Here is a 24,663-nt window from a genome sequence, read left to right on the forward strand (position 1 = left end):
CTACTGTGGCGACCAGGGATTCACGAGTTCGACGCCGGTTTCCTCGAAGTCCTTGATGTTTCGGGTGGCCAGACTTGCTTGGCGTGCGCGGCAGATGGCTGCGATCTGAGCATCCGCCACCGCGATGGGGCGTCCGAGCTTGTCCCTGTCTCCGACCACCGCTGCGTATTGGGTAGCGGCGAACGAGTCGAACGGCTCGATACGTCCGGCGAAGAGGTCATTGACCAGGGTGTTGATCTTTGTGGCCAAGACCGTTTTCCGGTCACCTGCGGGCAGTCGGCGCACGCCGTAGAGAAGCTCGGCCGCAGTGATCGCAGTGGTTGCGATCTCCGTTGCCGGTTGGGAATCGAGCCATGCCTGCACGCCGGGGTCCGGGGTGTGTCGAGTCAGCTCGGAGATGACGTTGGTATCGAGAACGATCACAGTTCAAATTCCGCTGCGCGAGGAGCTTCGTCGCGGGGAGGAAGCTCGAGTTCGGAGTCGTCGAGGTCGGCGAAGAGTGCGTGGATGCGGCTTCCGAACCCGTGGCTGGGCGCGGGTGGAGCCACGGCAGCCTGGATGATCGCTCGAACTTCGGCTTCCATCGAGCGTCCGTGCTGCGCTGCTTGGACCCGGAGACGTGCACGCGTCTCGTCGTCCAGCCCACGAATTGTAAGAGCAGACATGGCCCCACCCCCTCCAAGTGCTGGCACTGACAGCAATGCTAGCACTTGTTCCTCTGCCGGTGCCAACGTCGACTCGTCTGATCGTCGATGCCTGGCCACGGCCGCGCTTCGGCTTCCGCTGTCGGGGGTCGGTCGTAGCGTGGGGGTGTGCGGGCGGCTCGGTTGGTGTCGTTGTTGTGCTTGTTGCAGGTTCGGGGGTGTGCGACCGGGCCTGAGCTGGCGCGTGAGCTGGAGGTGTCCGAGCGGACCGTGGCTCGGGACGTGCTCGCGTTGGCCGAGGCCGGGGTGCCGGTGTACGCCGAGCGGGGGCGGGCCGGCGGGTACCGGTTGCTCGGCGGGTACCGGTCGAAGCTGACCGGGTTGCACCGGCAGGAGGCCGAGGCGCTGTTCCTGTCCGGGGTGCCCGGGGCCGCGGTCGAGATGGGCCTGGGGGAGGCCGTGGAGGCGGCGCGTCGCAAGACCGCGGCTGCGCTGGCCCCGCCGTTCCAGGACGCGCCGGAGCGGGTGGGGCAGCGGTTCCACCTCGACGCGCCCCGCTGGTTCCGGGAAGCCGAGACGCCCGCCGCGCTGGCCGAGATCGGCCGGGCCGTGTGGGGCGACCTGCGGATCACCGCCGACTACCGGCGCGGAGACCGGGTCGTCCGGCGGGAGCTCGAACCGCACGGGCTCGTCCTCAAGGCCGGGGTCTGGTACCTCGCTGCGCGCTGCGACGGGCGGTTCCGGACCTACCGGGTCGACCGGTTCGCCGAGGTCGCAGCGGGGGAGGAGTTCGCTCGCGACGAGACCTTCGACCTGGCCGAGTTCTGGGAGCGCACCGCCGAGGAGTTCGCGCGCTCGCTGCTCACCCTCGACGTCGAGATCCGCTTGAGCCCCACCGGACTCCGCCGGCTGCGCTTCGCCATCGACGCCGCCGCCGTGGACGGAGCCGAGGCGCAGGCCGGGGAACCCGACGAGCACGGCTGGGTCCGCACCACCTTCAAGGCCGAATCGCCGCAGGTCGCGTTCTCCCAGATCCTCGCGCTCGGCCCGGAAGCCGAGGTCCTGGCGCCGGACGAGCTGCGCCAGGACCTGGCCCGGGCGGCCGAGCGGTTCGCGGCGCTCTACCGGTAGTCGGCCGCGTCCCCCTCGCCGCCGACCCACTCGACCTCCAGCGCGAAACGCCAGCAGTCCGGCTGCGAGCCGTCGGTGTCGGTGAAGCCGTACTGCCGGGCCAGGAAACCGCTGGACAGCGACTGCGTGTTCCAGCGGGCCACCTCGGGATCGCTCGCCAGCGCGACCACTGCTCGGCCGATGTAGGCGGGGGATTCGGCGATCGCGAAACCCGGTGGGGCGGTCGTGGATTCGCGCCAGTTGTCCTCTGTGACGCCGTAGTGCTCCAACATCATCTCCGAGCGCAGCCAGCCCGGCGTCAGCGACACCGCCGTGCCCCCCAGCGGGGCGAGTTCCTCGCCCTCGGCGCGGGCGAGGCGGTGCATCGCGGTCTTGGCGATGTCGAAGAACGCGCCGCACTCGTTGCGGTAGAAGCGGTCGTTGACCTCGGCGGTGCCGTCGGTGAGCTCCACGACCAGCCCACCGGGTCGCTCGCTCAGCAGCGCCAGCGCGAAGTGGGCGGTGATCATGTGGGCCTCGATGCCGGTGCGGAGCCGCTGCAGCCCCTTGGTCAGGTCCTGCTCCCAGATCGGCTTGTCCCAGTCCATCAGGTGCTCGCCGCCGAGGTCGTTGACCAGCACGTCCAGCTTTCCCCGCTCGGAACCGATGCGCCGCACCAGTTCCCGCACCTCGTCGGGGACGGTGTGGTCGACGCGGACCGCGATCCCCTCGCCGCCCGCGCGGGTGACGGCCTCGGCGGTGTCCTCGATGGTCTCGGGCCGGTCGTAGTCCGAGCGCCGGGTGCGCGTGGTGCGCCCCGTGCAGTACACCGTCGCGCCCGCCGCGCCGAGCTCGACGGCGATGCCGCGCCCCGCTCCTCGCGTCGCGCCGGCCACCAGGGCGACGGTTCCTCGCAGATCTCCGGTCATGGCCGCGTTCCTCCCGCTCTCTCCACGTCGTCGGAGCCGACGGTGGCAGGTCAACCAGACATCCGCGGTCCGGATTTCCGGCGCTGTCCGCTGCGAGAAAGGCGTTGTGGATTCGCGACTGCCTCAACCGGGTGAGCGGGCGGCCAGGTACGGTGTTCGTTGTGGTGATCACGTTCGCGACGGGGTCATCGCACGGGGAGGAACGAGAAACTGGGCTCGCTGCGGCAACGGGCGGACCCGCTGAGCGACACGGACGACGTCGGGGCGGAAACGACGAGGTGCACAGCACAAAACTGCTGCTACCGAAACCGGCGTGGCTGCTGGACGCAGGGGCGAGATCACGCCTACGGTCCGGACCGGGCACGGGATCGGATGTACGGCGATTCCCGTGCCGGCGACCAGGGGGAGCCGCATCGGCGGCACCGGCTCAGCGGCCGTCCCGGCGGTCGATGCAGAGAGCACACCAGCCACGATCAGGAAGGCGGATCCGATGACGCCCCCGCACAACTATCTCGCGGTGATCAAAGTCGTCGGCATCGGTGGCGGCGGCGTCAACGCCGTGAACCGCATGATCGAGGTCGGGCTCAAAGGTGTTGAGTTCATCGCGGTGAACACCGACGCGCAGGCCTTGCTGATGTCCGATGCCGACGTCAAGCTCGACATCGGGCGCGAGCTCACCCGCGGTCTCGGCGCCGGTGCGGCGCCGGAGGTCGGCCACAAGGCCGCCGAGGACCACGCGGAGGAGATCGAAGAGGTCCTCAAGGGCGCCGACATGGTCTTCGTGACCGCCGGTGAAGGCGGCGGCACCGGGACCGGTGGCGCCCCGGTGGTCGCCAACATCGCGCGCAAGCTCGGTGCGCTGACCATCGGTGTGGTCACCCGGCCGTTCTCCTTCGAGGGCAAGCGCCGCGCGTCCCAGGCCGAGCAGGGCATCAAGGAGCTGCGCGACTGCTGCGACACCCTGATCGTGATCCCGAACGACCGGCTGCTGCAGCTCGGCGACATCGGCGTGAGCCTGATGGACGCGTTCCGCTCGGCCGACGAGGTGCTGCTCTCGGGTGTCCAGGGCATCACCGACCTGATCACCACGCCCGGTCTGATCAACCTCGACTTCGCCGACGTCAAGAGCGTCATGTCCGGTGCGGGAAGCGCCTTGATGGGCATCGGCTCGGCGAGGGGTGATGGCAGAGCCGTCGAAGCCGCGCAGAAGGCGATCAACTCGCCGCTGCTGGAGGCCTCGATGGAGGGCGCCCACGGAGTTCTGCTGGCCATAGCGGGTGGTTCCGACCTCGGTCTCTTCGAGATCAACGAGTCGGCGTCGCTGGTCCAGGAGTCCGCGCACCCCGAGGCCAACATCATCTTCGGTACGGTCATCGACGATTCGCTCGGCGACGAGGTTCGGGTCACGGTGATCGCGGCCGGTTTCGACTCCGGCACGCCGACGCACAAGAAGCTCGAGCCGACCCGGGTCGGCGGTCGCAACGACGAGGGCGAGGCGCCCGCGCCGAAGGCCGACAAGCCCGCGACCGAGGCTCCGCAGCAGACCGCGACCAGCGCTCCCGCGCAGTCAGTCCCGGCCCAGCCCGAGCAGCAGGCCCAACCCGCGCAGCCGGTTCAGCCCGCGCAGCCGGTTCAGCAGTCGGAGCCCGTTCCGGAGCGGCCGGCGACGCCGCAGGTCGAGCAGCAGTCGACGCCCCAGCAGTCGGCGCCCCAGCAGCAGTCGGCCCCGCAGCAGTCGAGCTACCAGCCGTCGAACCCGACCGCGTCGAACCCGACCGCGCCGAGCCAGCCGCAGCAGCGGTCCTACGGCGGTGACGGTTCGTCGACCGGCCAGCAGGGCGTGTCGGTGCCGGGTCGCACCAGCGGCTACCCGACGCACTCGACCGGTCCGGCTCGTTCGGGCGGGCTGCCGAACCGGGCCGTCCCGGTGGGCGACGACAACGACGACGACGTCGACATTCCGCCGTTCATGCGGCGCTGACGGATGAGCGAGAATCGACACCGGAGACCCAGCGTCTCCGGTGTCGATTTCTTTTCTCAGGAGGATGGACAAGGTGCGGATTCGGCGCGTGACCACCACGCGGGAGGGCGGCAGCTCCAAGGCGCCGTTCGACTCCTTCAACCTCGGCGGCAGGGTCGGTGACGAGCCGGAGGCGCTCGCGGCCAACACGCGCAAGCTGGCCGACGGCATCGGTCTTCCCGAGGACCACCTGGTGTGGATGGAGCAGATCCACGGCCGCACCGCGACCACCGTGGACGGTCCGCAGGACGCCCCGGCGGAGGCCTCCGACGCGCTGGTCACGGCGCGGCCTGGCCTGGCGCTGGTGGCGCTGACCGCGGACTGCGTTCCGGTGCTGCTGGGCGACCCCGAGGCCGGGGTGATCTCCGCGGTCCACGCGGGACGCGTGGGCGCGCGCGTGGGAGTGCTGCTGGAAGCGCTGAAGTCGATGCGCGAGGCCGGGGCTCGGCTCGACCGGGTGGAGGCGCTGATCGGGCCCGCCGCTTGCGGCGCCTGCTACGAGGTGCCACCGGAGATGCAGGCCGACGTCGAGAAGCACCTGCCGGGCAGCGCCTGCAAGACCCGCAAGGGCACCACCGGACTGGACCTGCGCGCGGGGCTGTTCGAGCAGCTCGCCCAGGTCGGCATCGCCAAGATCGGCGTCGACCCGCGCTGCACGATGGAGACCCCGGAGCTCTACAGCCACCGCCGCGACAACGGCAGGACCGGGCGCTTCGCGTCGGTGATCTGGATGGAGGACGAGTGACTCCGGAGGAGCGCCGGGCCGAGCTGGCCGAGTCGCTGGCGGAGGTCCGGGAGCGGCTCGCGAAGGCCTGCCGCGCCGCGGGCCGGTCTCCCGAGGAGGTCGAGCTGCTCGCTGTGACGAAGACCTTCCCGGCATCCGATGTGGCTCTTCTCTCCGATCTCGGCCTGTCGGCGTTCGCCGAGAACCGGGAGCAGGAGGCGCGCGGCAAGGTCGCCGAGTTCGCGGAGCTGCGTCCGGAGGCCGCGTCGCGCTGGCACATGGTCGGGCAGTTGCAGCGGAACAAGGCGCGAGCGGTGGCCCGGTGGGCCGACGTCGTCGAGTCGGTCGACAGCGAGCGGCTCGCCGAGGCGCTCGCTCGCGCCGCGGCCAACGCCCTCGACGCGGGCGAGCGGGAGCGCCCGCTGGACGTGTTGGTGCAGGTCAGCCTGGACGGGACGACCGGTCGGGGCGGTGCCGCACCCGAGGACGTTCACCGGCTCGCAGAAATGATCGCTCGAAGGAGCGATCTTCGACTGCGGGGCGTGATGGCTGTTGCTCCATTGGGAGGCGACCCGGTTGTGGCGTTCACCACACTTTCGTCGATCTCCGAGCGCTTGCGAGTCGATCACCCCGAAGCTGTTGAGGTGTCGGCGGGGATGTCCGGTGACCTGGAGAGTGCCGTTGCCCACGGCTCGACCAGGGTGCGTGTCGGAACCGCGTTGCTCGGCGGGCGGCGGTTAACCTCGCCGTAGCCGTCAAAAGGGGGTCGAAGGCCGGCCGCCTCGTGCTCGGTGTCAGGGAGCCGCAGAGGAAGGGCATGCCGATGAGCGCTCTGCACAAGTTGAAGGCCTACTTCGGCATGGTCCCGGCCGACGAGGTGGACGAGTACGAGGACGAGATCGGCTACCGGGACCGGTACGACGATGACCGTCCCGCGTACGACTCCCGTCCGACCTACGGCGACCGGGCCGCGTACGACGACGACCGGGGTGCGCCCCGGCGCAGGTCGGCGGGCACCCGCGGCGGTTTTCAGGCCGATGCGGAGACCGAGTCCTACGCCGAGGAGTTCCGCGAGTCGCCGCGACCCCGTCGGCAGTGGGCGCCGGAGACGGCGTCCCGCAGCACTCTGCCCAACGATCAGCCGCGAAGCGAGAGCGTTTCGCGTCTGCGGGCGGTGACCGACACCGGTACTCAGTTCAACTTGAGCAAGATCACAACTCTGCATCCGCGCAGCTACAGCGAGGCGCGGACCATCGGCGAGCAGTACCGGGACGGTACGCCGGTGATCATGAACCTGACCGAGATGGAGGAGGCCGACGCCAAGCGCCTGGTCGACTTCGCCGCAGGTCTGGCGTTCGCGATGCGGGGTTCGATCGAGAAGGTCACCAACCGCGTGTTCTTGCTCTCACCGCCCAATGTGGACGTGGCGGCCGAGGACAAGAGGCGGCTAGCAGAGGGGGCCTTTTTCAACTACGGGTGAGTGGTGGCACAGTTGAGGCGTGAACCCGGTGCAGATCGTCCTGTTCTACGTTCTGTTCTTCTTCTGGCTCCTGCTCACGGCGCGTATCGTGGTGGAACTCGTTAGAGTGTTCGCTCGCGACTGGCGGCCCGTTGGGGGGGTTGCAATCGCGTTGGAGAGCATCTACACAGTGACCGACCCACCCGTAAAGTTGGTGCGTCGGGTGATTCCGACGGTCCGGATCGGCGGCGTCGGACTGGACCTATCGATTATGGTGCTGCTGCTGGTCGTGTTCATACTGATGCGACTGGTGCAACCGGCCGGGTGACGGGGAACCCGACCGACCCGCAGCTGCCGAAGGAGTGCGTGAGGTGATCTTGTGGGCCTGACCCCCGCCGACGTGCATAACGTCGCGTTCAGCAAACCTCCGATCGGCAAGCGGGGCTACAACGAGGACGAGGTGGATGCATTCCTCGACCTGGTTGAAGCCGAGCTTGCCCGGCTGGTTGAGGAGAACAACGACCTGCGTGGCCAGGTGGAGCAGCTGGAGACCCAGCTGCAGTCCGCCCAGGTCGACCTGGACGACGCTCGCAGCCAGGCTGCGTCCGCGTCGGCCGCCGCAGCCTCGGCTCCAGCCGCCCCCGCGGAGGAACCGCGCCGGCTCACCCCGGTCCCGGCGCCGACCGCTGCCGAGCAGACCTCGCCCGGCGGCGACCACCACGTGCAGGCCGCCAAGGTGCTCGGCCTCGCGCAGGAGATGGCCGACCGGCTGACCGGTGAGGCCAAGGCCGAGGCCGACGGCATGCTGTCGGAGGCCCGGACGAAGTCCGAGCAGCTGCTGTCGGAGGCTCGTTCGAAGTCCGACAGCATGGTCAACGAGTCCCGGACCCGTGCCGAGACGATGCTCAACGACGCCCGCACCCGGGCGGAGACGCTTGAGCGGCAGGCGCGCGACAAGGCGGCCAGCCTGGAGCGCGACGCGCAGCGCAAGCACGCAGAGGTGATGGGCAACATCACCAACGAGAAGAACGCCCTCGAGAAGAAGATCGAGACTCTTCGCACGTTCGAGCGCGAGTACCGCACTCGGCTGCAGACGTACCTGGAGTCCCAGCTGCGAGAGCTGCAGGACCGAGGCTCGGCCGCACCGGCGGAGAGCAACGGGAGCGGCAGCCGCTCCTCCGGTCAGCAGGCCACCAGCTACAGCTTCGGGGCGAGGGCGGCCGAAGCGGGCTGATTCCCCGATCAAGACTTGGCGAACCGGCGGTGATGGGTCGTTGCCCGTCACCGCCGGTCTCTGCCGAGCGGGGGTCGGCGAGAGACGGGAACACGAGTGCTGCTGGTAGTTCTGCTTCTGGTCCTGGTGGCTGCCGCGACGTTGGTGGCCGCCGTGCTCGGGGCGGGATCCGGCTTCGCGTGGATCTCGGTCCTGGCGAGCGCCCTCGGGGCGGCTCTGCTGGTCGTCGACCGGATCAGGGCCCGTCGGGCCGGAACGAGACCCGCCAGGGGCGGACGGCACCGAACCGGGCAGCGGCCCGGGGCTCCGGAGCCGGCGCAGGAGCGCAGCAACGCGGCGGAGGTGGCCGATCAGGACGCCGAGGTCGTGGTGATCGACGAACGTCCGCGCTACCACGTGCGGACCTGCGAGTGGCTCGGCGAGGCCGAGACGCTGTCGCTGAAGCTGGGCGAGGCGCGGGAACTGGGGTTCACCCCGTGCGCCCGGTGCGCGCCCAACGCGACCATCGCGGTGGAGTCCCGCCGGAGCCGGTGAAAACCACTGGCGCGATCCCGGTACTCTGATAGGACCAGGCGTTGATCCGGCCATCACCGGGGAGCCTCCGGAAGAACGGGTGCTCGCGGGCGCCTCAGTAGAACCGGACGGGTCCGGCCCGTCACAGCCGGCAACGAGTGGCCGTCGGCGTTCTCGCCGTCGGCAAGCGGGGTGGTACCGCGGTGCCCGGCGCGTCCGGGAGTCGTCCCCGTCCGAGAATTGGGCGGCAACGACTCAGTGCTAGGAGCACTCCGCGATGGCATACCCCAAGGTTTCCTTCGGCGCGTCCGACGAGCGCGGCGTGGCGGCCCAGCCCGCGTTCCCGGCGATCGAACGCCAGGTGCTGGACTTCTGGGCCGACGACAAGACCTTCCGCGCCTCCATCGACGCGCGCGAGGCGGGTCACAACGGCTCGAACGAGTACGTCTTCTACGACGGTCCTCCGTTCGCCAACGGCCTGCCGCACTACGGCCACCTGCTGACCGGCTACGTCAAGGACGCGGTCCCGCGCTACCAGACGATGCGCGGCAAGCGCGTCGAGCGCCGGTTCGGCTGGGACACGCACGGCCTGCCCGCCGAGGTCGAGGCGGAGAAGCAGCTGGGCATCACCTCCAAGGCCGAGATCGACAGCATGGGCATCGCCGCGTTCAACGAGGCGTGCAAGACCTCGGTGCTGCGCTACACCGCGGAGTGGGAGGACTACGTCACCCGCCAGGCGCGCTGGGTGGACTTCGAGAACGACTACAAGACGCTCGACCTGGACTACATGGAAAGCGTCATGTGGGCGTTCAAGACCCTGTGGGACAAGGGTCTGGTCTACGAGGGCTACCGGGTGCTCTGGTACTGCTGGCGCTGCGAGACGCCGCTGTCGAACACCGAGACCCGCATGGACGACGGCTACCGGCCGCGCCAGGACCCGGCGGTGACGGTCGGCCTGCGGCTGACCGCGCCGGGTTCGGAGCTCGACGGCGCGCTGGCACTGGTGTGGACGACCACCCCGTGGACGCTGCCGTCGAACCTGGCGGCCGCGGTGCACCCGGACGTCGACTACGCGCTGGTCGCGCCCGCGCAGGGCACCGAGCGCTACCTGCTGGCCGAGGCGCGGCTGTCGGCCTACGCCCGCGAGCTGGGCGAGGACGTCGCCGACCGCGTGGTGGCCCGCTACAAGGGCTCGGACCTGCTGGGCACCCGCTACCAGCCGCCGTTCGACTTCTTCGCGGGTCGCGAGAACGCGCACCAGGTCCTGGCCGCGGACTACGTCACGACCGACGACGGCACCGGGATCGTGCACATCGCACCGGCTTTCGGTGAGGACGACAAGCTCGTCACCGACGCCGCCGACATCGTCCCGGTCGTGCCGGTCGACGCGCACGGCCGCTTCACCGCCGAGGTGCCGCCGTACGAGGGCATGCAGGTCTTCGACGCGAACAAGCACATCGCCCGCGATCTCAAGGACCGCGGTCTCCTGCTGCGCCACGAGACCTACGACCACCAGTACCCGCACTGCTGGCGCTGCGACAACGCGCTGATCCAGCGGGCGGTGTCGTCCTGGTTCGTGGCCGTGAGCCAGTTCAAGGACCGGATGGTCGAGCTGAACAAGCAGATCAACTGGGTTCCTTCGCACATCCGCGACGGCCAGTTCGGCAAGTGGCTGGAGAACGCCCGCGACTGGAACATCTCGCGGAACCGGTACTGGGGTTCGCCGATCCCGGTGTGGTGCTCGGACGACCCGGAGCACCCGCGCACGGACGTCTACGGCTCGCTGGACGAGCTCGAACGCGACTTCGGGGTGCGGCCGACGAACCTGCACCGCCCGGAGATCGACGAGCTGACCCGGCCGAACCCGGACGACCCGACCGGCAAGTCCACGATGCGCCGGGTCCCGGAGGTGCTGGACTGCTGGTTCGAGTCGGGTTCGATGCCGTTCGCGCAGGTCCACTACCCGATGGAGAACGCGGAGTGGTTCGAGCACCACTTCCCGGGTGACTTCATCGTGGAGTACCACGGCCAGACCCGCGGCTGGTTCTACACGCTGCACGTGCTGGCGACGGCGCTGTTCGACCGGCCGGCGTTCAGCAACGTCGTGGCGCACGGCATCGTGCTGGGCCACGACGGTCTGAAGATGTCGAAGTCCAAGAAGAACTACCCGGACGTCAACGAGGTCTTCGACCGCGACGGTTCCGACGCGATGCGCTGGTTCCTGATGTCGAGCCCGATCCTGCGGGGTGGCGACCTGGTCGTCACCGAGCGGGGCATCCGGGACGCGGTGCGCCAGGCGGTGCTGCCGCTGTGGAACTCGTGGTACTTCCTGGCGCTGTACGCCAACGCCGAGGGCGTGAGCGGTGAGTTCCGCACCGACAGCGCGCACGTGCTGGACCGGTACGTGCTGGCCAAGACCCACGAGCTGGTCGGCGACGTGCAGGCGTCGATGGACGCGCTGGACCTGGCGACCGCGACCGCGAACGTGCGGGAGTTCCTGGAGGTGCTGACGAACTGGTACGTCCGCCGCTCCCGGGACCGGTTCTGGGCGGGTGACAAGGACGCGATCGACACCCTGCACACGGTGCTGGAGGTGACCTGCCGGGTGGTGGCGCCGCTGCTGCCGCTGACCGCCGAGGCGGTCTGGCGCGGGCTCACCGGCGGTCGTTCGGTGCACCTGGCGGACTGGCCGCTGGTCGACGAGCTGCCCGCGGACGCGGCGCTGGTCTCGGCGATGGACCAGGTCCGCCAGGTCTGCTCCTCGGCGCTGGCGCTGCGCAAGGGCAACAAGCTGCGGGTCCGGCTGCCGCTGTCCTCGCTGGTGGTGGCCACGCCGGAGGCCGAGGCGCTGCGCCCGTTCGCGGACCTGATCAGCGACGAGGTCAACGTCAAGGGCCTGGAGCTGAGCACCGACGTGGCGGCCCACGGCCGCTTCGAGATCGCGGTGAACGCCCGCGCGGCCGGTCCGCGGCTGGGCAAGGACGTCCAGAAGGTGATCAAGGCCGTCAAGTCCGGTGATTGGGAGCGGCGCGGGTCCACTGTGGTCGCCGCAGGCATCGAGCTGCAGGACGGCGAGTTCACCGAGCGGCTGGTCTCGACGGACTCGGGCGCGGCGGCGGCCCTGCCGGACGGCGACGGCCTGGTCGTGCTCAACACCGAGGTCACCCCGGAGCTCGCAGCCGAGGGCCTGGCCCGAGACGTCGTCCGAGTGATCCAGAACGCCCGCAAGGACGCCGGTTTCGAGGTCTCGGACCGCATCGAGGTCACCGTCGAGGCCCCGGACGAGGTCGCGGCGGCGGTGGCGACCCACCGCGACTTCATCGCGGGCGAAACCCTCGCGGACGAGATCACCACGGGAACCGCGGACGACTGCGTGACGGGAACCGTCGGCGACAACGTCGAGATCAAGGTCTCGGTCACTCGCGTCTGAGGACTCGACTACGGCAGAGGGGCCCTTCGGACTTCGTCCGAAGGGCCCCTCTGCTTGGGCTTGTGGTCCTGCTGCTGGGGTGCGGAGTGCCAATTTCATACGAAATTGCCCGCGTTGAGGACGTGAGTTGCGTTGAGTGGTAGGCAATTTCGTACGAAATTCGCACTGCCTGGCGAAACGTACCCGTAGGTGGTCCTTTTTAAGGACGAGACGCCTGGGTGGCATCCCACAAAGCGAAACCCCCTTGCCAACCCCCGAGACACCCCGCTAACCTCCCGTCTCGAAGGTCATGAGTGCCAGCGCAAAGCCCCGGCTTGCTGGCCGGCAACCCTCCAACCGCGGTGGGGTGCCCCGGGTGAGGACCTGGCCGGTCGCGCGGTGCGGCTCGGCAAGCGCGGGCCCGCCGAGGGCCCTTGAGGCCCCGGGAGGGTCGCGATGTCTTCAACCGTCATCGATGTTCCGAGCCAGTCCGTCGCCGTGCCCGGTGTGGTCGGAGCGGGACTGCGGGTCCCGCTGGTCACCGGTGGCACCGCGCACTACGCCAACCTCGATCACGCGGCGAGCGCTCCGTGCCTGTCGGCGGTGCGGGACGCGGTCGACGAGCTCCTCCCGTACTACGCCAGCGTCCACCGGGGAGCCGGGTTCGCCTCGCAGGTCTGCACCCGCGTCTACGAGGGCGCGCGGCAGGTCCTGCTGGACTTCGTCGGCGCACGTCAGGGCGATGAGGTGGTGTTCACCCGCAACACGACGGACGCCCTGAACCTGCTGGCCTCGGCGGTGCCGCGCGGCACGTCGGTGGTCGTGTTCGACACCGTCCACCACGCGGCCCTGCTGCCCTGGCGCAACGTGCGCCGGATCCCGGCTCCCGAGAGCCCCGCCGACGCCGTCGCCGCCCTGGACGCGGCGCTGGCGGAGTGCCCGGAGGGGCCGCGGCTGGCGGTGCTCACCGGGGCCTGCAACGTGACCGGTGAGCTGTGGCCGGTCGCCGAGCTGGCCCGCGTCGCCCGCCGCCGGGGCGCCCGGACGGTCCTGGACGCCGCGCAGCTCGCGCCGCACCGGCCGGTCCGGCTCGCCGAGCTCGACGTCGACTACGCGGCCCTGTCCGGCCACAAGCTCTACGCGCCGTTCGGCGCGGGTGCCCTGATCGGCCGCGCCGACTGGCTCAACGCCGCCGATCCCCACCTGGCCGGGGGAGGCGCGACGCGCGCGGTCAACGAGCGCGCGGTCAGCTGGACCACCGGGCCCGAGCGGCACGAGGCGGGCTCGCCGAACACCGTCGGCGTGCACGCGCTCGCCACGGCCTGCCGGACGTTCGCCACCCGCTGGGACGGCGTCGTCGAGCACGAGTCGGCGCTGCTGGGGCGGCTGCGCGCGGGGCTGGCCGAGGTCCCGGGCCTGCGCGAGCTGAGCCTGTTCGGGCCGGAGCACGACCGGGTCGGCGTCGTCAGCTTCACCGTCGACGGCCAGGACCCGGGCCTGCTGGCCGCGGCCCTGTCGGCGGAGCACGCCATCGGTGTCCGCGACGGCCTGTTCTGCGCCCACCTCGGCACCCGGAACCTGCTGAGCAGGGCGGGCTCGGACGCGGAGCGGGCGCTGCGCGTGAGCCTCGGCCTGGGCACCACGACCGAGCACGTCGACCGCCTCGTCGCGGCGCTGAAGGCGCTGGTCGGCGACGGTCCTGCGGCGCAGTACCGGAAGGTCGAGGGCCGCTGGGAGCCCGTCGAGGACGCGCGCCCGCTGCCGCCGTTCCTGCTGTGAGGTCCGACTGGCGGTCCTGGTGCTCGGCCGGTCGCCGGGGTCGGGGACAATGGCGGGGTGAGCACCGAGAACCCCCCTCCTGAGCAGGCGGCCTCCTCGTCGGAGGACGCCGAGACGACCCCGGCCTCGGACGCCCCGAAGGGCGGGTCCGGGAAGCTGCTGGCGCTGCTGTTCGGCGTGGCCTCGGCGGGGCTGGTCCTGGACGTGATCACCAAGATCATCGTGGTCGCCCACCTGGAGGGCAACGCGCCGCTGAAGGTGCTCGGCGGCCTGTTCTACCTGGACGTCCTGCGCAACCCCGGTGCCGCGTTCTCGATGGCCACCGGCCTGACCTGGCTGCTGGCGCTGCTGGCGATCGCCGTGGTCGGCGTGATCGTGTGGCTGGCGCCGAAGCTGCGCTCGCCGGGCTGGGCCGTGGGCCTCGGCCTGGTGCTCGGCGGTGCTTGCGGCAACCTCGGCGACCGGCTGTTCCGCGCGCCCGGTCCGCTGCAGGGCCACGTGGTGGACTTCCTGTCGTTCCTGGCCCCCGGCGGCCAGGTGTTCCCGGTGTTCAACGTCGCCGACAGCTGCATCACCTGCGGCGGCATCCTCGTGGTGCTGCTGTCGCTGCTGGGGCGCGACTACGACGGCACCGTCCACCGCAAGCAGAAGAAGGCCGACCGGTCGTGAGCGAACTCCGAACCCTCCCGGTGCCCGAGGGCTTGGACGGCATGCGGATCGACGCCGGTCTGTCCAAGCTGCTGGGCCTGTCCCGCAACGCCGTCGCCGGGCTCGCCGAGGCCGGTGACGTGCTGGTCGACGGCGCTCCCGCGGGCAAGTCCGACCGCCTCATGGCCGGGTCCTGGCTGGAGGTGACCCTGCCCGCGGCCGAGCAGCCGATCCAGGTGGTCGCCGTGCCGGTCGAGGGCATGAAGATCCTCCACCAGGACGACGACATCGTCGTGATCGACAAGCCGATCGGCGTCGCCGTGCATCCCAGCCCCGGCTGGGAGGGCCCGACCGTCGTCGGCGGCCTGGCCGCGGCGGGCGTGCAGATCGCGACCTCGGGCGCCGCCGAGCGCCAGGGCGTCGTGCACCGCCTCGACGCGGGCACCACCGGGGTGATGGTGGTGGCCAAGAGCGAGCACGCCTACACGGTGCTCAAGCGCGCGTTCAAGGAGCGCACGGTCGAGAAGCGCTACCACGCGGTCGTGCAGGGACTGCCGGATCCGAGCCGGGGCACCATCGACGCCCCGATCGACCGGCATCCGCGCCACGACTACAAGTTCGCCGTGGTCACCGGCGGCAAGCCGAGCATCACGCACTACGAGGTGGTGGAGGCGTTCCGCGCCGCGTCGTTGATCGACGTGAAGCTGGAAACCGGTCGCACGCACCAGATCCGGGTGCACTTCTCGGCGATCAAGCACCCGTGCGTCGGCGACCTCACCTACGGCGCCGATCCGGTGCTGGCGCGACGCCTGGCCATCAGCCGCCAGTGGCTGCACGCCCGGAGCCTGTCCTTCGAACACCCCTCGGGCGGCTGGGTCTCGTTCGAGAGCGAGTACCCGGATGACCTGCAGCACGCACTGGACGAATTGCGCGATCAGGACGAGTAGGGACTGGTTCGTGGTTGCTTTGCTCAGCGGTGCGGGTGGCGGAACCTGAGCGCCTCCGTGGACTCCGTGCGCCGCTCCTTGAGTATGTGAATACGCGGCGTCACGGCGTACTCGCCACGAAGGCGCTCAGAACCCGCGGCGGTGCAGGTTGCTCGGGTGGTGGAAGAGAATGCGGCTTCGCCGCATGTTTCCACTGCTGGACCGGGTACCGTGGTGATCGGATCGGCGCGCGACGAAGGGGGTCCGGTGGCACAGCAGGAGTTTCAGGGTTCGGACGCACCGACCCCACCACGCGGCATGCCGGTCATCGACCCGCAGGCCGATCTGGACACCCCGCCGGAGGGGCTGCACAGCCTCGGCGACGTGATCAGCGCTCAGGACGTCGGCCCGGCCACGCCCTCGGTCATCGGCGAGCCCGAACCCGAGCGCCCGCGCGACGACGCGGGGGACTGGCCGACCCTGCAGTACCGCCGCAGGCAGCGCGACGAGAAGCCGCGGCGCAACCCGCTGGACTTCTTCCGCCGCGATTCCTAGAGACCCGTGATGTCCCAGAGCAGGGTGCGCTGCTGATCTCCCGGCTGCGGGGTCCAGCGGACCGCCGAGAGCTCCGTGGACTCGGGCAGCACGTAGATCGTGTGGCCGCCCGCGGTTTCGCCGGGTTGCACGCCCATCCGGTGCGGCGGGCGCGACGACATCGACACCGGGGCCTTGGTCACCGGAGCGCCGTCCTTGGTGATCAGCTCCAGGTACATGTCGGGCAGCGACGGGAACGGGACCTGCCCGTGGTTGGTCAGCTCGGTGTGCACCACGACCGAGCGCTCACCCTCCTGCAGCTCGTGACCGGCGGCGGTGAACAGGAAGTCGGCCGGGTCGACGACCTCGATGAGCTGGATGCTGATCCGCTCGCCCGACACGCCGTGCACGTCCAGCTTGGTGCCGATCGTGCCCGTGCCGGTCGGCGGCTGGGCCGGGACGGGCGCGGGCTGGTCGCCGCGCGCCCACGCGGCCGATCCGGGCGGACCCCAGGTGCTCATCGGCGGCTGCGGTGCGACGGGAGGCTGCGGCATCGGCGGCGGACCCGGTACGGGCGCGGGACCGGACACCGGCCCCTGGTGCGGGCCGGGCACGGGGTAGGGGCCGGACGCGGGGTAGGGACCGGACATCGGGTGCGGGCCGCTGTAGCCGGTGGTCGGGTGGGGGCCGCTCGCGGCGTTCTGCGCGGCCCACTGCTGCGCGACGGCGACGGCGTTGCGGATGCCCTGCTGGTCGCACTCGACGCCGACCACCAGCGGTAGTCCGGTCGTGGACAGCGCCGCGAGCCGCGCGGCGACCTCGCGCACGTCCATGCCGAGCCGGCCGGCGATGTCCGGGACCGCCGCCCGGCCCACCTCTGCGACAGCGCTCAGGAGTCGCACGTCCACGGGATCAGGGCCAGTCACGTCGTGCCACGCTACCCGGTCGCCCTGACGTGCGGGGCGCAGGCGCGGGTTCTCGACAGAGCGGGAACGCGAGGTTCGTCGGGTTTGCGCTGAGAGCGCCTTCAGTCCCGTGTGACAAGCCGGTGTGAACGGTGTTCACTGGATTTCGAGGGGCCCGCCCGCCACGATCGCGAAGGAACTCCATGCCCACCACTGAGGCGCACGCCGAACCCGTTGCCTTCGACGCCGATTTCGTCGCGAACCTGCACGACCGCTACGGCGAGATCCGTTCCGCGACACCGGTTCAGCGGATGCTCACCCCGCACGGACTCCCGGTGTGGACGATCACCCGCTACGACGACGTCAAGGCCGCGCTGACCGATCCGCGCCTGGCCAAGGACTTCCGCCGCAGCCGCGAGGTCATCGTCGCCAAGACCGGCGGCAACGGCCGCCCGTTCAACGACGACCTCAACGAGCAGATGCTCAACCTCGACCCGCCGGACCACACCCGGCTGCGCAAGCTGGTGGTCAAGGCCTTCACCGCCCGCCGCATCGAGGCGCTGCGCCCCCGGGTCGAGGAGATCACCGCCGGCCTGCTCGACGCGGTGGCCGGATCCGACGAGATCGACCTGCTCGACGCCCTGGCGTTCCCGCTGCCGATCCAGGTGATCTGCGAGCTGCTGGGCGTGGACGAGAGCCGCCGCGACGACTTCCGCCGGTGGACCAACACGCTGCTCGACGCCTCCGACGACGAGTCGCGCGGCGAGGCCGCCTCGGCGATGGGCGCCTACCTGATCGAGCTCGTCGCCACCAAGCGGCAGCACCCGGGCGACGACCTGCTCACGGCGTTGATCGAGGTGTCCGAGGACGAGGACCGGCTCAGCGAGCCGGAGCTGATCTCGATGGTGTTCCTGCTGCTGGTGGCCGGGCACGAGACGACCGTGAACCTGATCGGCAACGGCATGCTGGCCCTGCTGCGCAACCCCGGCCAGTGGGCGGAGCTGGTGGCCGACCCGCGGCTGGTGACCGGCGTGGTCGAGGAGGCGCTGCGCTTCGACGGTCCCGTCATGCACGGCACCTTCCGGCACACCACCGACGCGGTCACCTTCGGCGACGTGGAGATCCCGGCGGGCGAGATCGTGTGGGTCGGGCTGGCCTCGGCCAACCACGACCCGGAGAAGTTCCCGGAGCCGGAGAAGTTCGACATCCACCGCGACACCCAGGGGCACGTGTCGTTCGGCCACGGCATCCACTTCTGCCTCGGTGCTCAGCTGGCCCGCATGGAGGCCCAGATCGCGGTGCGCCAGCTCGCCGAGCGGTTCCCGGACCTCAGCGGGGGCGGGGAGCTCGACGACGTCGAGTGGCGCTTCTCGACCCTGATCCACGGCCTGCAGCGGCTCCCTGTCCGGTTGTCCTGACCCCGAGCACCAGGATTTCAACGGAAGTCGGGGACTTGGTTTCCGCTGAAATCGGATCTGCGGGGAATCGGCGAAACGCCCGGCGCGGGTCGGTGCGGGCGAGGTTTACTGGAACCACGTCTCGTGGATGGGGGTTCCATGACAGCGCACACCGACCCGGTGCCGTTCGACTCGGCGTTCGCGCAGAACCTGCACGCCCGCTACGCGGAACTGCGGGAGGCCGGCCCGGTGCACCGGCTGGTCAACGAGAGCGGGCTCCCCGTGTGGGTGGTGACCCGCTACGACGAGGCCCGCGCGCTGCTCGCCGATCCGCGTCTGGGAAAGGACGCGCAGACCATCTTCCGGCTGGTCATGGACCGCTTCGCACCTGACTCCGAGCAGCCGGGGTCGGATGACGGCCGGTTCGCCGGGGCCGGGTTCGACATGCACATGCTCAACATGGACCCGCCGGACCACACCCGGTTGCGCAAGCTGGTGGTCAAGGCCTTCACCGCCCGCCGCATCGAGGCGCTGCGCCCGCGGATCGAGGAGATCACCGAGGAACTGCTGTCGGCGATGGCCGACCAGTCCGAAGTGGACTTCCTGGACGCCTTCGCGTTCCCGCTGCCGATCCGCGTGATCTGCGAGCTGCTGGGCGTGGACGAGAGCCGCCGCGACGACTTCCGGCTCTGGACCAACCGGCTGCTCGACGACCTCGACGCCGAGGCCTCGGTGCAGGCCGCGAGCGAGATGGCGCAGTACCTCGCCGAACTCCTGGCGACCAAGCGCGAGCACCCGGGCGACGACCTGCTCACGGCGTTGATCGAGGTGTCCGAGGACGAGGACCGGCTCAGCGAGGCCGAGCTGATCTCGATGGTGTTCCTGCTGCTGGTGGCCGGGCACGAGACCACGGTGAACCTGATCGGCAACGGGGTCCTGGCGCTGCTGACCCACCCGGACCAGTTCGCCCGGCTGCGCGCCGACCCGGGCCTGGTGGACGCCGCGGTGGAGGAGATGCTGCGGTTCGACGGGCCGCTCATGCACACCACGTTCCGCTTCACCACCGAACCGATCACCGTCGGCGGCACCGAGATCCCGGCCGGCGAGTTCGTGTGGGCGGGCCTGGCCGCGGCGGACCGCGACTCGCGGCGCTTCCCCGAAGGCGATGCCTTCGACATCACCCGGGACACCCAGGGCCACCTGGCCTTCGGCCACGGCATCCACTTCTGCCTCGGCGCCCCGCTGGCCCGGATGGAAGCCCAGGTCGCGCTGCGCGGCCTCCTCGCGCACTTCCCCGGCCTCGAACTGGCCACCGCGCCGGAGGACCTGACCCGCCGCAGCTCCAGCCTCATCCACGGCCTGCGGTCGCTGCCGGTGCGCCCTTCCCCGTCATCTCGTTCGTGAGGAGGAGGTGGGCTCGTCCGCACGCGCCTACCGTGAGCCCGTGTTCACCTCGTGGCGGCCCGACCACCGGCTGATGCTCGACGGGGTCGCGGCGGCCCTCGTCCTGGTCCTGGGGCTCGGAGCCTCGCTGAGCGCGTTGCGCGGCGCGCACGCGTGGCCGTGGACGATCTCGCTGGTGGCGCTGGTGGGCCTCGCCGGGTGCCTGGCGGTCCGCCGGGTGCGGCCGCTCGTGGCGCTGGCGGTCGCCAGCGCTTGCATGCTCGCGCTGGTCGCGCTCCCGGACCTGCCCGGCGGCGTGCCGCCCGTGCTGCTGCCGTTCTCGGCGATCTACCCGGTGCTGCTGTACTCCGCGATCGCCTACACCGATCTCTCGTTGTTGCCCGTGGTGGGCGGGCTGGTCGGATCGGCGCTGGTCGTGGGCCGGACGGTGCTGAGCTTCCCCGGCGCCTGGGGACCGCCCGGGGTGCTCGGGGCGGTCGCGGTCGCTTCGGTCCTCTCGGCCTGGGCCCTGGGGCGCTACCGGCGGATCCGGGTGTCCTACGTGCGCGCGCTGGAGGAGAGCGCGCAGCGCGCCGAGCAGCTGCGAACGGAGCAGGTGCGCTCGGCCATCGCCGCCGAGCGACGGCTCATCGCGCGGGAAATCCACGACGTGGCGGCGCATTCGCTGGCCGTGGTGCTCACCCAGGCCGACACCGCGCGGCTGGTCTTCGACCGCGATCCCGAGCGCGCGCGGGCGATGCTCGGCACCGCGCTGGACGTCGGCCGGGAAGCCATGCGGGAGATGCGCGGGATGCTCGGCGTCCTCCGTTCGGGGGACGATCCGGTGAGTCCGGCGGACGATCGCGATCTCGGCTCGCTCGTCGCCTCCTTCCGCAGCGCCGGTGTCGACGTGTCCCTGGGCAGCTCCGGGACCAGGCAGGATCTCGGAACCGCCGAACGGCACGCGGTCTACCGGGTGGTGCAGGAGTCGGTCACCAACGCGCTCAAGCACGTCGGACCCCAGGTGCGGTGCCGGATCTCCCTGGAGTGGGAACCGCGCCGCCTTACCGTGACCGTGACCGACGACGGCCCCGGGACCGCCGAAGACCTCACCGAGCGCGGTGGGTACGGCCTGGTCGGGATGGCCGAGCGGATGCGGCAGATCGGAGGCGAATTCGTGGTGCGCAGCGCGCCTGGTGCGGGGACCACCGTGCGGGCCGAGTTCGAGCTGGGGGAGCGGTGACCGCTATCCGCGTGGTCGTCGCCGACGACCAGGAGCTGATCCGCTCCGCGCTCGGGATCATGCTCGGCACGCACGACGACGTGGAGGTCGTGGCGGAGGTGGGGTCGGGCGCGGCCGCGGTGGAGGTCTGCCGCAGCCACCGGGTCGACGTGGTGCTGATGGACATCCGGATGCCCGGAATGGACGGCATCGCGGCGACCGAGGTGATCAGCGGCGAGCACCCGGACACGCGGGTGCTGATCCTGACGACCTTCGACCTGGACGAGAACCTCTTCGCCGCGTTGCGGGCCGGCGCGGGCGGTTTCCTCACGAAGGACACGCCGGGCGAGGACATAGCCGAGGCCGTGCGCGAGGTCCACAGAGGACACGCGATCGTGTCGCCCCGTGCCACGCGCAGTCTGCTGGAGGTGGCGCGGAGAGCGGCTCCGCGCGAGCCGGATCCGCGCTGGGAGTCGCTGACCGGGCGGGAGCGGGACGTGCTGGCGGTCATGGCGCGCGGGTCGTCCAACGCCGAGATCGGGGCCGAGCTGCACCTGGCGGAGACGACTGTGAAGACCCACGTCGCGGCGATCCTGCGCAAGCTGGAGGTCCGCGACCGGCTACACGCGGTCATCTGGGCCTACGACACCGGCGTGGTGTGAGATCTCCTCCTTCAGGAGGAGGGAGCAGGTCCGTCGCGGTGGAGGTGCGGGGACGTCGGAGTCGCGAGCATCGTCGGTATGAGTGCACAGGAGAGGTTCGCGCAGGGTTTCGTCGGTCTCGGTGGTGTCGCGCTGGTGATGATCGCGCTCGTGTGCGCGGCCACCGGCGCGGTGAGCCCGGTGGCCGACTCGTCCGACTACTTCGCCTCCGCGTTGACGTGGTTGCCGCAACCCGCGGTCAACCTCGTGGTCGCGGTCACCGGCGCGGTGACCGCGGCGACGGCGATCGCGGCCGCGCGCGGGGCGCGCGCCACCGGTCTGCTGAGAGGTGCGTCGGTCCTCGGGTTGCTGGCGCTGCTGGGGTCCGGTGCGCTCGCGGCGGCGGGCTACTTACCGTTCCTGCTGGTCTCGGCGGCGGCCGGGCATCCGGAACTGCTGCGCACCTACGCGTCGGCGGCGTTGCCGGTGCAGCTGTTGGTCGCCGCGCTGATCACGGTCTCGCTGTGGTCGTGGATCGAGCGGGTGGCGCGCGGAGAACAGGTCCGGGCTTCGAGCGCTGGCGTGTGGTGGACCTGGGTCGCAGTGGCCGTCCCGTTGACCTACGCGGCCAGCCGGGTGCTGATGGCGATCGGCGTGCCCGGTGTGCCGATGGAGAGGTCCAGCGCCGCAGGCGGTCTCGGGCTCGCGGCTGCGGCCGTCGGTGGTGCGGTGCTGACCTGGGGGTTGATCCGCCCCTGGGGCGAGCGGTTCCCGCGCTGGGCGGCCCGGTGGGCCGGCAGACCGGTGCCGGTCGCGCTGGCCGTCGTGCCCGCGCTGGTCGCGTCGGTCGTGGTCCTGGCGGGCAGCAGACTGCTGGTGTCGGTGGTGATCCTCGACCACCCGGCGATCCCCGACCACCCGCTGGTCTGGTTGCCGATCGCGCTCTGGCCGCTGTGGTCGGTCGCGTTGGTGCTCGCCGCGCTGCACTACCGGCTGCGTCGGGCACCGGCCGAGGTGGTGGGTGTCCGATGAGCACCCGCACCTCGGCCGCGCCCGACCGCCTCGTCAGCGTCTCCGGATCAGCGGAGGGCGATGATCGTGTACGGGCCGACGTCGCGTTGGACGAAGGCGGGGGAGTCGAACACCGCGCGGTCGAAGTAGACGTAGTAGTCGCGCACGTTCGGGTTCTGCGGGAACGCGTCCCCCTTGAGCTGCAGCGCGAGATCGCCCTCGTGCTCCGGCGGGGCCTCGACCTGGGAGTACCGGCTCCGCGGGTTGTCGAGGACGAACACCGTGGGGCTCTTGAACTCCGAGTTCCGCAGTATCCGCAGCAGCTCGTCGGGGCTCTTGGCCTTCGCCCAGCGCTGGACCTCGGCGCTGCGCCCGTCGTAGTCGGCCAGCGGGTTGGCGTAGTGCGGGGTCTCCTGCTGGAAACCCCAGTACGGCTGGAAGGACATCACCTTGTAGTCGGTGCTCAGCAGCACGTTCTGGTCGGCCGGGCGGCCGGTGAGCGAGGAGATCGCGCGGATCTCGTCGTCGAACCAGGAGCCGCGCTGCTGCGGGTCCTTCTGACCCTTGGCGTTGTCACCGGTCGGGTAGTAGTCGGTGTAGGCCTGCTCGGTGTAGCCCAGCAGCTTCTCGTTGATCGCCTGCTGGCTGATGCTCACCGCGCCGATCAGGCTCAGCGCGCAGGCGACGAGCGTGATCTGGACGCCGTAGCGCGGGTCGACCTTGCGGCGCAGGTAGCCGATGAGCTCCAGCAGCCCGAGCACGCCGGCGAGCGGCAGGACCAGGTCCAGGACGACGTTGAGCCGGAAGGCCAGCAGCGTCGTCTTGGCCAGCAGGGCCAGCGTGGACAGCGCGAACCAGCCGTAGATGGCCAGCACGAGCACGAACATCGCCGCCGCGATCCGGCTGTGCCGGAAGCGCAGCAGCAGCCACACGAATCCCACCAGGCACAGCGCGCCGAACGCGGAGGCCTGGGTCATCGGCACCGGCAGGAACGCGCCGTCCTCCGGGAGGTAGTGCTGGGCGGCGCTGCGCGGGTTGTCCAGCAGGAACTTCGTGGAGATCAGGTAGGGCAGCCACACCAGCAGCGCGATGACCAGGCTGACCAGCCCGATCGGCAGGAGGCGCAGGAACAGGCCCTTGAGCACCGGGACCACGCGGGCACCGCGCCGGACCTGGTCCACGCCGGTGATCAGCGCCATCAGCATGATCATGGCCACGGCGAAGCCGAAGTGCAGGGTGTAGGTGATCGCGGCGAACCCGACGTAGCCGCCGATGCACAGCAGCGTCCAGCGCGGCGCGCCGTCGGCCTGCCGCAGAGCGGTCCAGGCCAGCACCGCGACCGGGACCAGCCACGCGGCCGACGGCCACGCGTAGGGCTCGACGATGCCGTGCAGCATGCCGGACAGGGCGGTCACCACCGCGGCCAGCAGGGCGAGCCTGCGGCGCAGCACCACGCTCCAGAGCGTGAACGCCACGACCGTGGTCACCGCGACCCAGCACAGCGCGTAGAGCTTGTAGGCGGCCCAGCCCTCCCAGCCCAGGAGGTTCGCGAACCGGCCGCCGAGCCAGAACCAGCCGCTGGGGTAGTAGGGCGCGGTGTCGGCGTAGTTCATGTCCGACAGGCTCAGCGTGGAGGCCATCCGCGTCATGAGCTGCATGCGGAAGCCGTTGTCGGTGGAGGAACCGCCGTAGTAGAAGCGCGTCGACTGCAGCGGGATCGCCAGCGACAGCGTGCTGAAGGCGCTCAGCGCCACCCAGGTCGCGATCACCTTGCCCCAGCGGCCGATGCGCGCGGCGCGGTAGCCGAAGGCCAGCAGCACGAACAGCGCGGCCAGCACCAGCGTGCTGGACAGCATGGTGAGGGCTTCGGGCGCGTAGCTGGGTTCGCTGATGCTCAACCGCGCGGCGGCGAACTGCAGCACCATGCTCACCACGACGGCAACCGCGGAACCGCCCAGGAGCTCGGCTACCGTGGTGCGCAACGGGAGCCGAACGGCCGAGGCCTGCCGCGGCTCGTCGATCGGGCTCGGTCCGGTCAACTGGGGAGACGGCAGGATTCCCACCACTTCACTCGTCCTTCGGCGTAGCCGACATGAGGGCTCGCGCAGAATAGTTGATGTGCGACCCGTGCCCGCCCGGCGGGTGAGGGGGACGGGTGCGAGGAAACGCTATGGT

The 24,663-nt window shown here is 70.7% G+C and carries 23 protein-coding genes and 1 riboswitch; of the genes, 18 read left to right on the forward strand and 5 right to left on the reverse strand.

What is annotated here, in order from left to right; genetic code table 11:
- Together REH65_RS23770 and REH65_RS23775 are read right to left on the reverse strand one after the other, a co-directional pair.
- Complete coding sequence (locus REH65_RS23770) at positions 1 to 423, reverse strand: type II toxin-antitoxin system VapC family toxin (protein WP_406689143.1); 423 nt, start codon at positions 421 to 423, stop codon at positions 1 to 3.
- Positions 420 to 665 carry a FitA-like ribbon-helix-helix domain-containing protein gene (locus tag REH65_RS23775; RefSeq protein WP_406689144.1) on the reverse strand — a complete coding sequence of 82 codons (246 nt, stop codon included), beginning with the start codon at positions 663 to 665 and terminating at the stop codon, positions 420 to 422. The genes REH65_RS23770 and REH65_RS23775 overlap by 4 nt, the downstream gene beginning before the upstream one ends.
- 165 nt (positions 666 to 830) lie before the next feature.
- Between REH65_RS23775 and REH65_RS23780 the strand changes: the two genes are divergently transcribed.
- The gene (locus REH65_RS23780; RefSeq protein WP_406693228.1) at positions 831 to 1,775 is read left to right on the forward strand and encodes a helix-turn-helix transcriptional regulator; all 945 of its coding nucleotides are present in this window, start codon (positions 831 to 833) and stop codon (positions 1,773 to 1,775) included.
- Here the strand turns inward: REH65_RS23780 and REH65_RS23785 are convergent.
- Positions 1,766 to 2,683, reverse strand: coding sequence for an SDR family oxidoreductase (locus REH65_RS23785; RefSeq protein ID WP_406689145.1), 918 nt, complete (start codon positions 2,681 to 2,683; stop codon positions 1,766 to 1,768). The genes REH65_RS23780 and REH65_RS23785 overlap by 10 nt on opposite strands.
- A gap of 490 nt (positions 2,684 to 3,173) precedes the next feature.
- Between REH65_RS23785 and ftsZ the strand changes: the two genes are divergently transcribed.
- The 12 genes from ftsZ (at position 3,174) to REH65_RS23845 (ending at position 15,950) form a co-directional block, all read left to right on the forward strand.
- Complete coding sequence (ftsZ, locus tag REH65_RS23790; RefSeq protein ID WP_406689146.1) at positions 3,174 to 4,664, forward strand: cell division protein FtsZ; 1,491 nt, start codon at positions 3,174 to 3,176, stop codon at positions 4,662 to 4,664.
- Between the two features lie 73 nt (positions 4,665 to 4,737).
- Positions 4,738 to 5,448, forward strand: coding sequence for a peptidoglycan editing factor PgeF (gene pgeF, locus REH65_RS23795; protein ID WP_406689147.1), 711 nt, complete (start codon positions 4,738 to 4,740; stop codon positions 5,446 to 5,448).
- Complete coding sequence (locus REH65_RS23800; RefSeq protein ID WP_281454725.1) at positions 5,445 to 6,179, forward strand: YggS family pyridoxal phosphate-dependent enzyme; 735 nt, start codon at positions 5,445 to 5,447, stop codon at positions 6,177 to 6,179. Before pgeF ends, REH65_RS23800 begins: the two co-directional genes overlap by 4 nt.
- Before the next feature lie 71 nt (positions 6,180 to 6,250).
- The gene (locus tag REH65_RS23805) at positions 6,251 to 6,907 is read left to right on the forward strand and encodes a cell division protein SepF (RefSeq protein WP_281454724.1); all 657 of its coding nucleotides are present in this window, start codon (positions 6,251 to 6,253) and stop codon (positions 6,905 to 6,907) included.
- Between the two features lie 19 nt (positions 6,908 to 6,926).
- Complete coding sequence (locus REH65_RS23810; protein ID WP_093413156.1) at positions 6,927 to 7,214, forward strand: YggT family protein; 288 nt, start codon at positions 6,927 to 6,929, stop codon at positions 7,212 to 7,214.
- A 51-nt stretch (positions 7,215 to 7,265) separates the two neighbouring features.
- Positions 7,266 to 8,120 (forward strand): DivIVA domain-containing protein, encoded by an 855-nt coding sequence (locus REH65_RS23815; protein ID WP_281454723.1) that lies wholly within the window; start codon positions 7,266 to 7,268, stop codon positions 8,118 to 8,120.
- A 96-nt stretch (positions 8,121 to 8,216) separates the two neighbouring features.
- Positions 8,217 to 8,654, forward strand: a complete 438-nt coding sequence (locus REH65_RS23820; protein WP_406689148.1) for a hypothetical protein — start codon at positions 8,217 to 8,219, stop codon at positions 8,652 to 8,654.
- A 256-nt stretch (positions 8,655 to 8,910) separates the two neighbouring features.
- The gene (ileS, locus tag REH65_RS23825; RefSeq protein ID WP_406689149.1) at positions 8,911 to 12,063 is read left to right on the forward strand and encodes an isoleucine--tRNA ligase; all 3,153 of its coding nucleotides are present in this window, start codon (positions 8,911 to 8,913) and stop codon (positions 12,061 to 12,063) included.
- Positions 12,064 to 12,348: 285 nt separating this feature from the next.
- Positions 12,349 to 12,464, forward strand: a riboswitch (SAM riboswitch).
- Between the two features lie 34 nt (positions 12,465 to 12,498).
- The gene (locus REH65_RS23830) at positions 12,499 to 13,821 is read left to right on the forward strand and encodes an aminotransferase class V-fold PLP-dependent enzyme (protein ID WP_406689150.1); all 1,323 of its coding nucleotides are present in this window, start codon (positions 12,499 to 12,501) and stop codon (positions 13,819 to 13,821) included.
- A gap of 57 nt (positions 13,822 to 13,878) precedes the next feature.
- Positions 13,879 to 14,490: a signal peptidase II gene (gene lspA, locus REH65_RS23835; RefSeq protein ID WP_281454719.1), complete on the forward strand. Its 612-nt coding sequence runs from the start codon at positions 13,879 to 13,881 to the stop codon at positions 14,488 to 14,490.
- 41 nt (positions 14,491 to 14,531) lie between these two features.
- Entirely contained in the window at positions 14,532 to 15,416 is an 885-nt protein-coding gene (locus tag REH65_RS23840) for an RluA family pseudouridine synthase (RefSeq protein WP_281455153.1), read from the forward strand.
- Positions 15,417 to 15,662: 246 nt separating this feature from the next.
- Positions 15,663 to 15,950 carry a hypothetical protein gene (locus REH65_RS23845; protein WP_281454718.1) on the forward strand — a complete coding sequence of 96 codons (288 nt, stop codon included), beginning with the start codon at positions 15,663 to 15,665 and terminating at the stop codon, positions 15,948 to 15,950.
- Here REH65_RS23845 and REH65_RS23850 read toward each other — a convergent pair.
- Positions 15,947 to 16,855: an AsnC family protein gene (locus REH65_RS23850; RefSeq protein ID WP_406689151.1), complete on the reverse strand. Its 909-nt coding sequence runs from the start codon at positions 16,853 to 16,855 to the stop codon at positions 15,947 to 15,949. The genes REH65_RS23845 and REH65_RS23850 overlap by 4 nt on opposite strands.
- Positions 16,856 to 17,037: 182 nt before the next feature.
- Between REH65_RS23850 and REH65_RS23855 the strand changes: the two genes are divergently transcribed.
- The 5 genes from REH65_RS23855 (at position 17,038) to REH65_RS23875 (ending at position 22,509) form a co-directional block, all read left to right on the forward strand.
- Positions 17,038 to 18,252 carry a cytochrome P450 gene (locus REH65_RS23855; protein WP_406689152.1) on the forward strand — a complete coding sequence of 405 codons (1,215 nt, stop codon included), beginning with the start codon at positions 17,038 to 17,040 and terminating at the stop codon, positions 18,250 to 18,252.
- Between the two features lie 138 nt (positions 18,253 to 18,390).
- Entirely contained in the window at positions 18,391 to 19,635 is a 1,245-nt protein-coding gene (locus REH65_RS23860; RefSeq protein WP_406689153.1) for a cytochrome P450, read from the forward strand.
- A gap of 40 nt (positions 19,636 to 19,675) precedes the next feature.
- Positions 19,676 to 20,857 (forward strand): histidine kinase, encoded by a 1,182-nt coding sequence (locus REH65_RS23865; protein WP_406689154.1) that lies wholly within the window; start codon positions 19,676 to 19,678, stop codon positions 20,855 to 20,857.
- The gene (locus REH65_RS23870) at positions 20,854 to 21,498 is read left to right on the forward strand and encodes a response regulator (protein ID WP_406689155.1); all 645 of its coding nucleotides are present in this window, start codon (positions 20,854 to 20,856) and stop codon (positions 21,496 to 21,498) included. Before REH65_RS23865 ends, REH65_RS23870 begins: the two co-directional genes overlap by 4 nt.
- A gap of 78 nt (positions 21,499 to 21,576) precedes the next feature.
- Positions 21,577 to 22,509 (forward strand): hypothetical protein, encoded by a 933-nt coding sequence (locus REH65_RS23875; RefSeq protein ID WP_406689156.1) that lies wholly within the window; start codon positions 21,577 to 21,579, stop codon positions 22,507 to 22,509.
- Between the two features lie 47 nt (positions 22,510 to 22,556).
- Here the strand turns inward: REH65_RS23875 and REH65_RS23880 are convergent, their stop codons facing one another.
- Positions 22,557 to 24,527: an arabinofuranosyltransferase gene (locus REH65_RS23880; RefSeq protein ID WP_406689157.1), complete on the reverse strand. Its 1,971-nt coding sequence runs from the start codon at positions 24,525 to 24,527 to the stop codon at positions 22,557 to 22,559.
- Between the last annotated feature and the right edge of the window lie 136 nt (positions 24,528 to 24,663).

Source organism: Saccharopolyspora sp. ID03-671 (genome assembly GCF_045278815.1).
Classification (GTDB): Bacteria; Actinomycetota; Actinomycetes; order Mycobacteriales; family Pseudonocardiaceae; genus Saccharopolyspora; species Saccharopolyspora ipomoeae.

Excerpts from the sequence above, each read along its gene's own strand:
- REH65_RS23775 (WP_406689144.1), bottom strand. The coding sequence starts at position 665 with ATGTCTGCTCTTACAATTCGTGGGCTGGACGACGAGACGCGTGCACGT.
- REH65_RS23785 (WP_406689145.1), bottom strand. The coding sequence starts at position 2,683 with ATGACCGGAGATCTGCGAGGAACCGTCGCCCTGGTGGCCGGCGCGACG.
- ftsZ (WP_406689146.1), top strand. The coding sequence starts at position 3,174 with ATGACGCCCCCGCACAACTATCTCGCGGTGATCAAAGTCGTCGGCATC.
- REH65_RS23805 (WP_281454724.1), top strand. The coding sequence starts at position 6,251 with ATGAGCGCTCTGCACAAGTTGAAGGCCTACTTCGGCATGGTCCCGGCC.
- ileS (WP_406689149.1), top strand. The coding sequence starts at position 8,911 with ATGGCATACCCCAAGGTTTCCTTCGGCGCGTCCGACGAGCGCGGCGTG.
- REH65_RS23830 (WP_406689150.1), top strand. The coding sequence starts at position 12,499 with ATGTCTTCAACCGTCATCGATGTTCCGAGCCAGTCCGTCGCCGTGCCC.
- REH65_RS23840 (WP_281455153.1), top strand. The coding sequence starts at position 14,532 with ATGCGGATCGACGCCGGTCTGTCCAAGCTGCTGGGCCTGTCCCGCAAC.
- REH65_RS23855 (WP_406689152.1), top strand. The coding sequence starts at position 17,038 with ATGCCCACCACTGAGGCGCACGCCGAACCCGTTGCCTTCGACGCCGAT.
- REH65_RS23860 (WP_406689153.1), top strand. The coding sequence starts at position 18,391 with ATGACAGCGCACACCGACCCGGTGCCGTTCGACTCGGCGTTCGCGCAG.
- REH65_RS23875 (WP_406689156.1), top strand. The coding sequence starts at position 21,577 with ATGAGTGCACAGGAGAGGTTCGCGCAGGGTTTCGTCGGTCTCGGTGGT.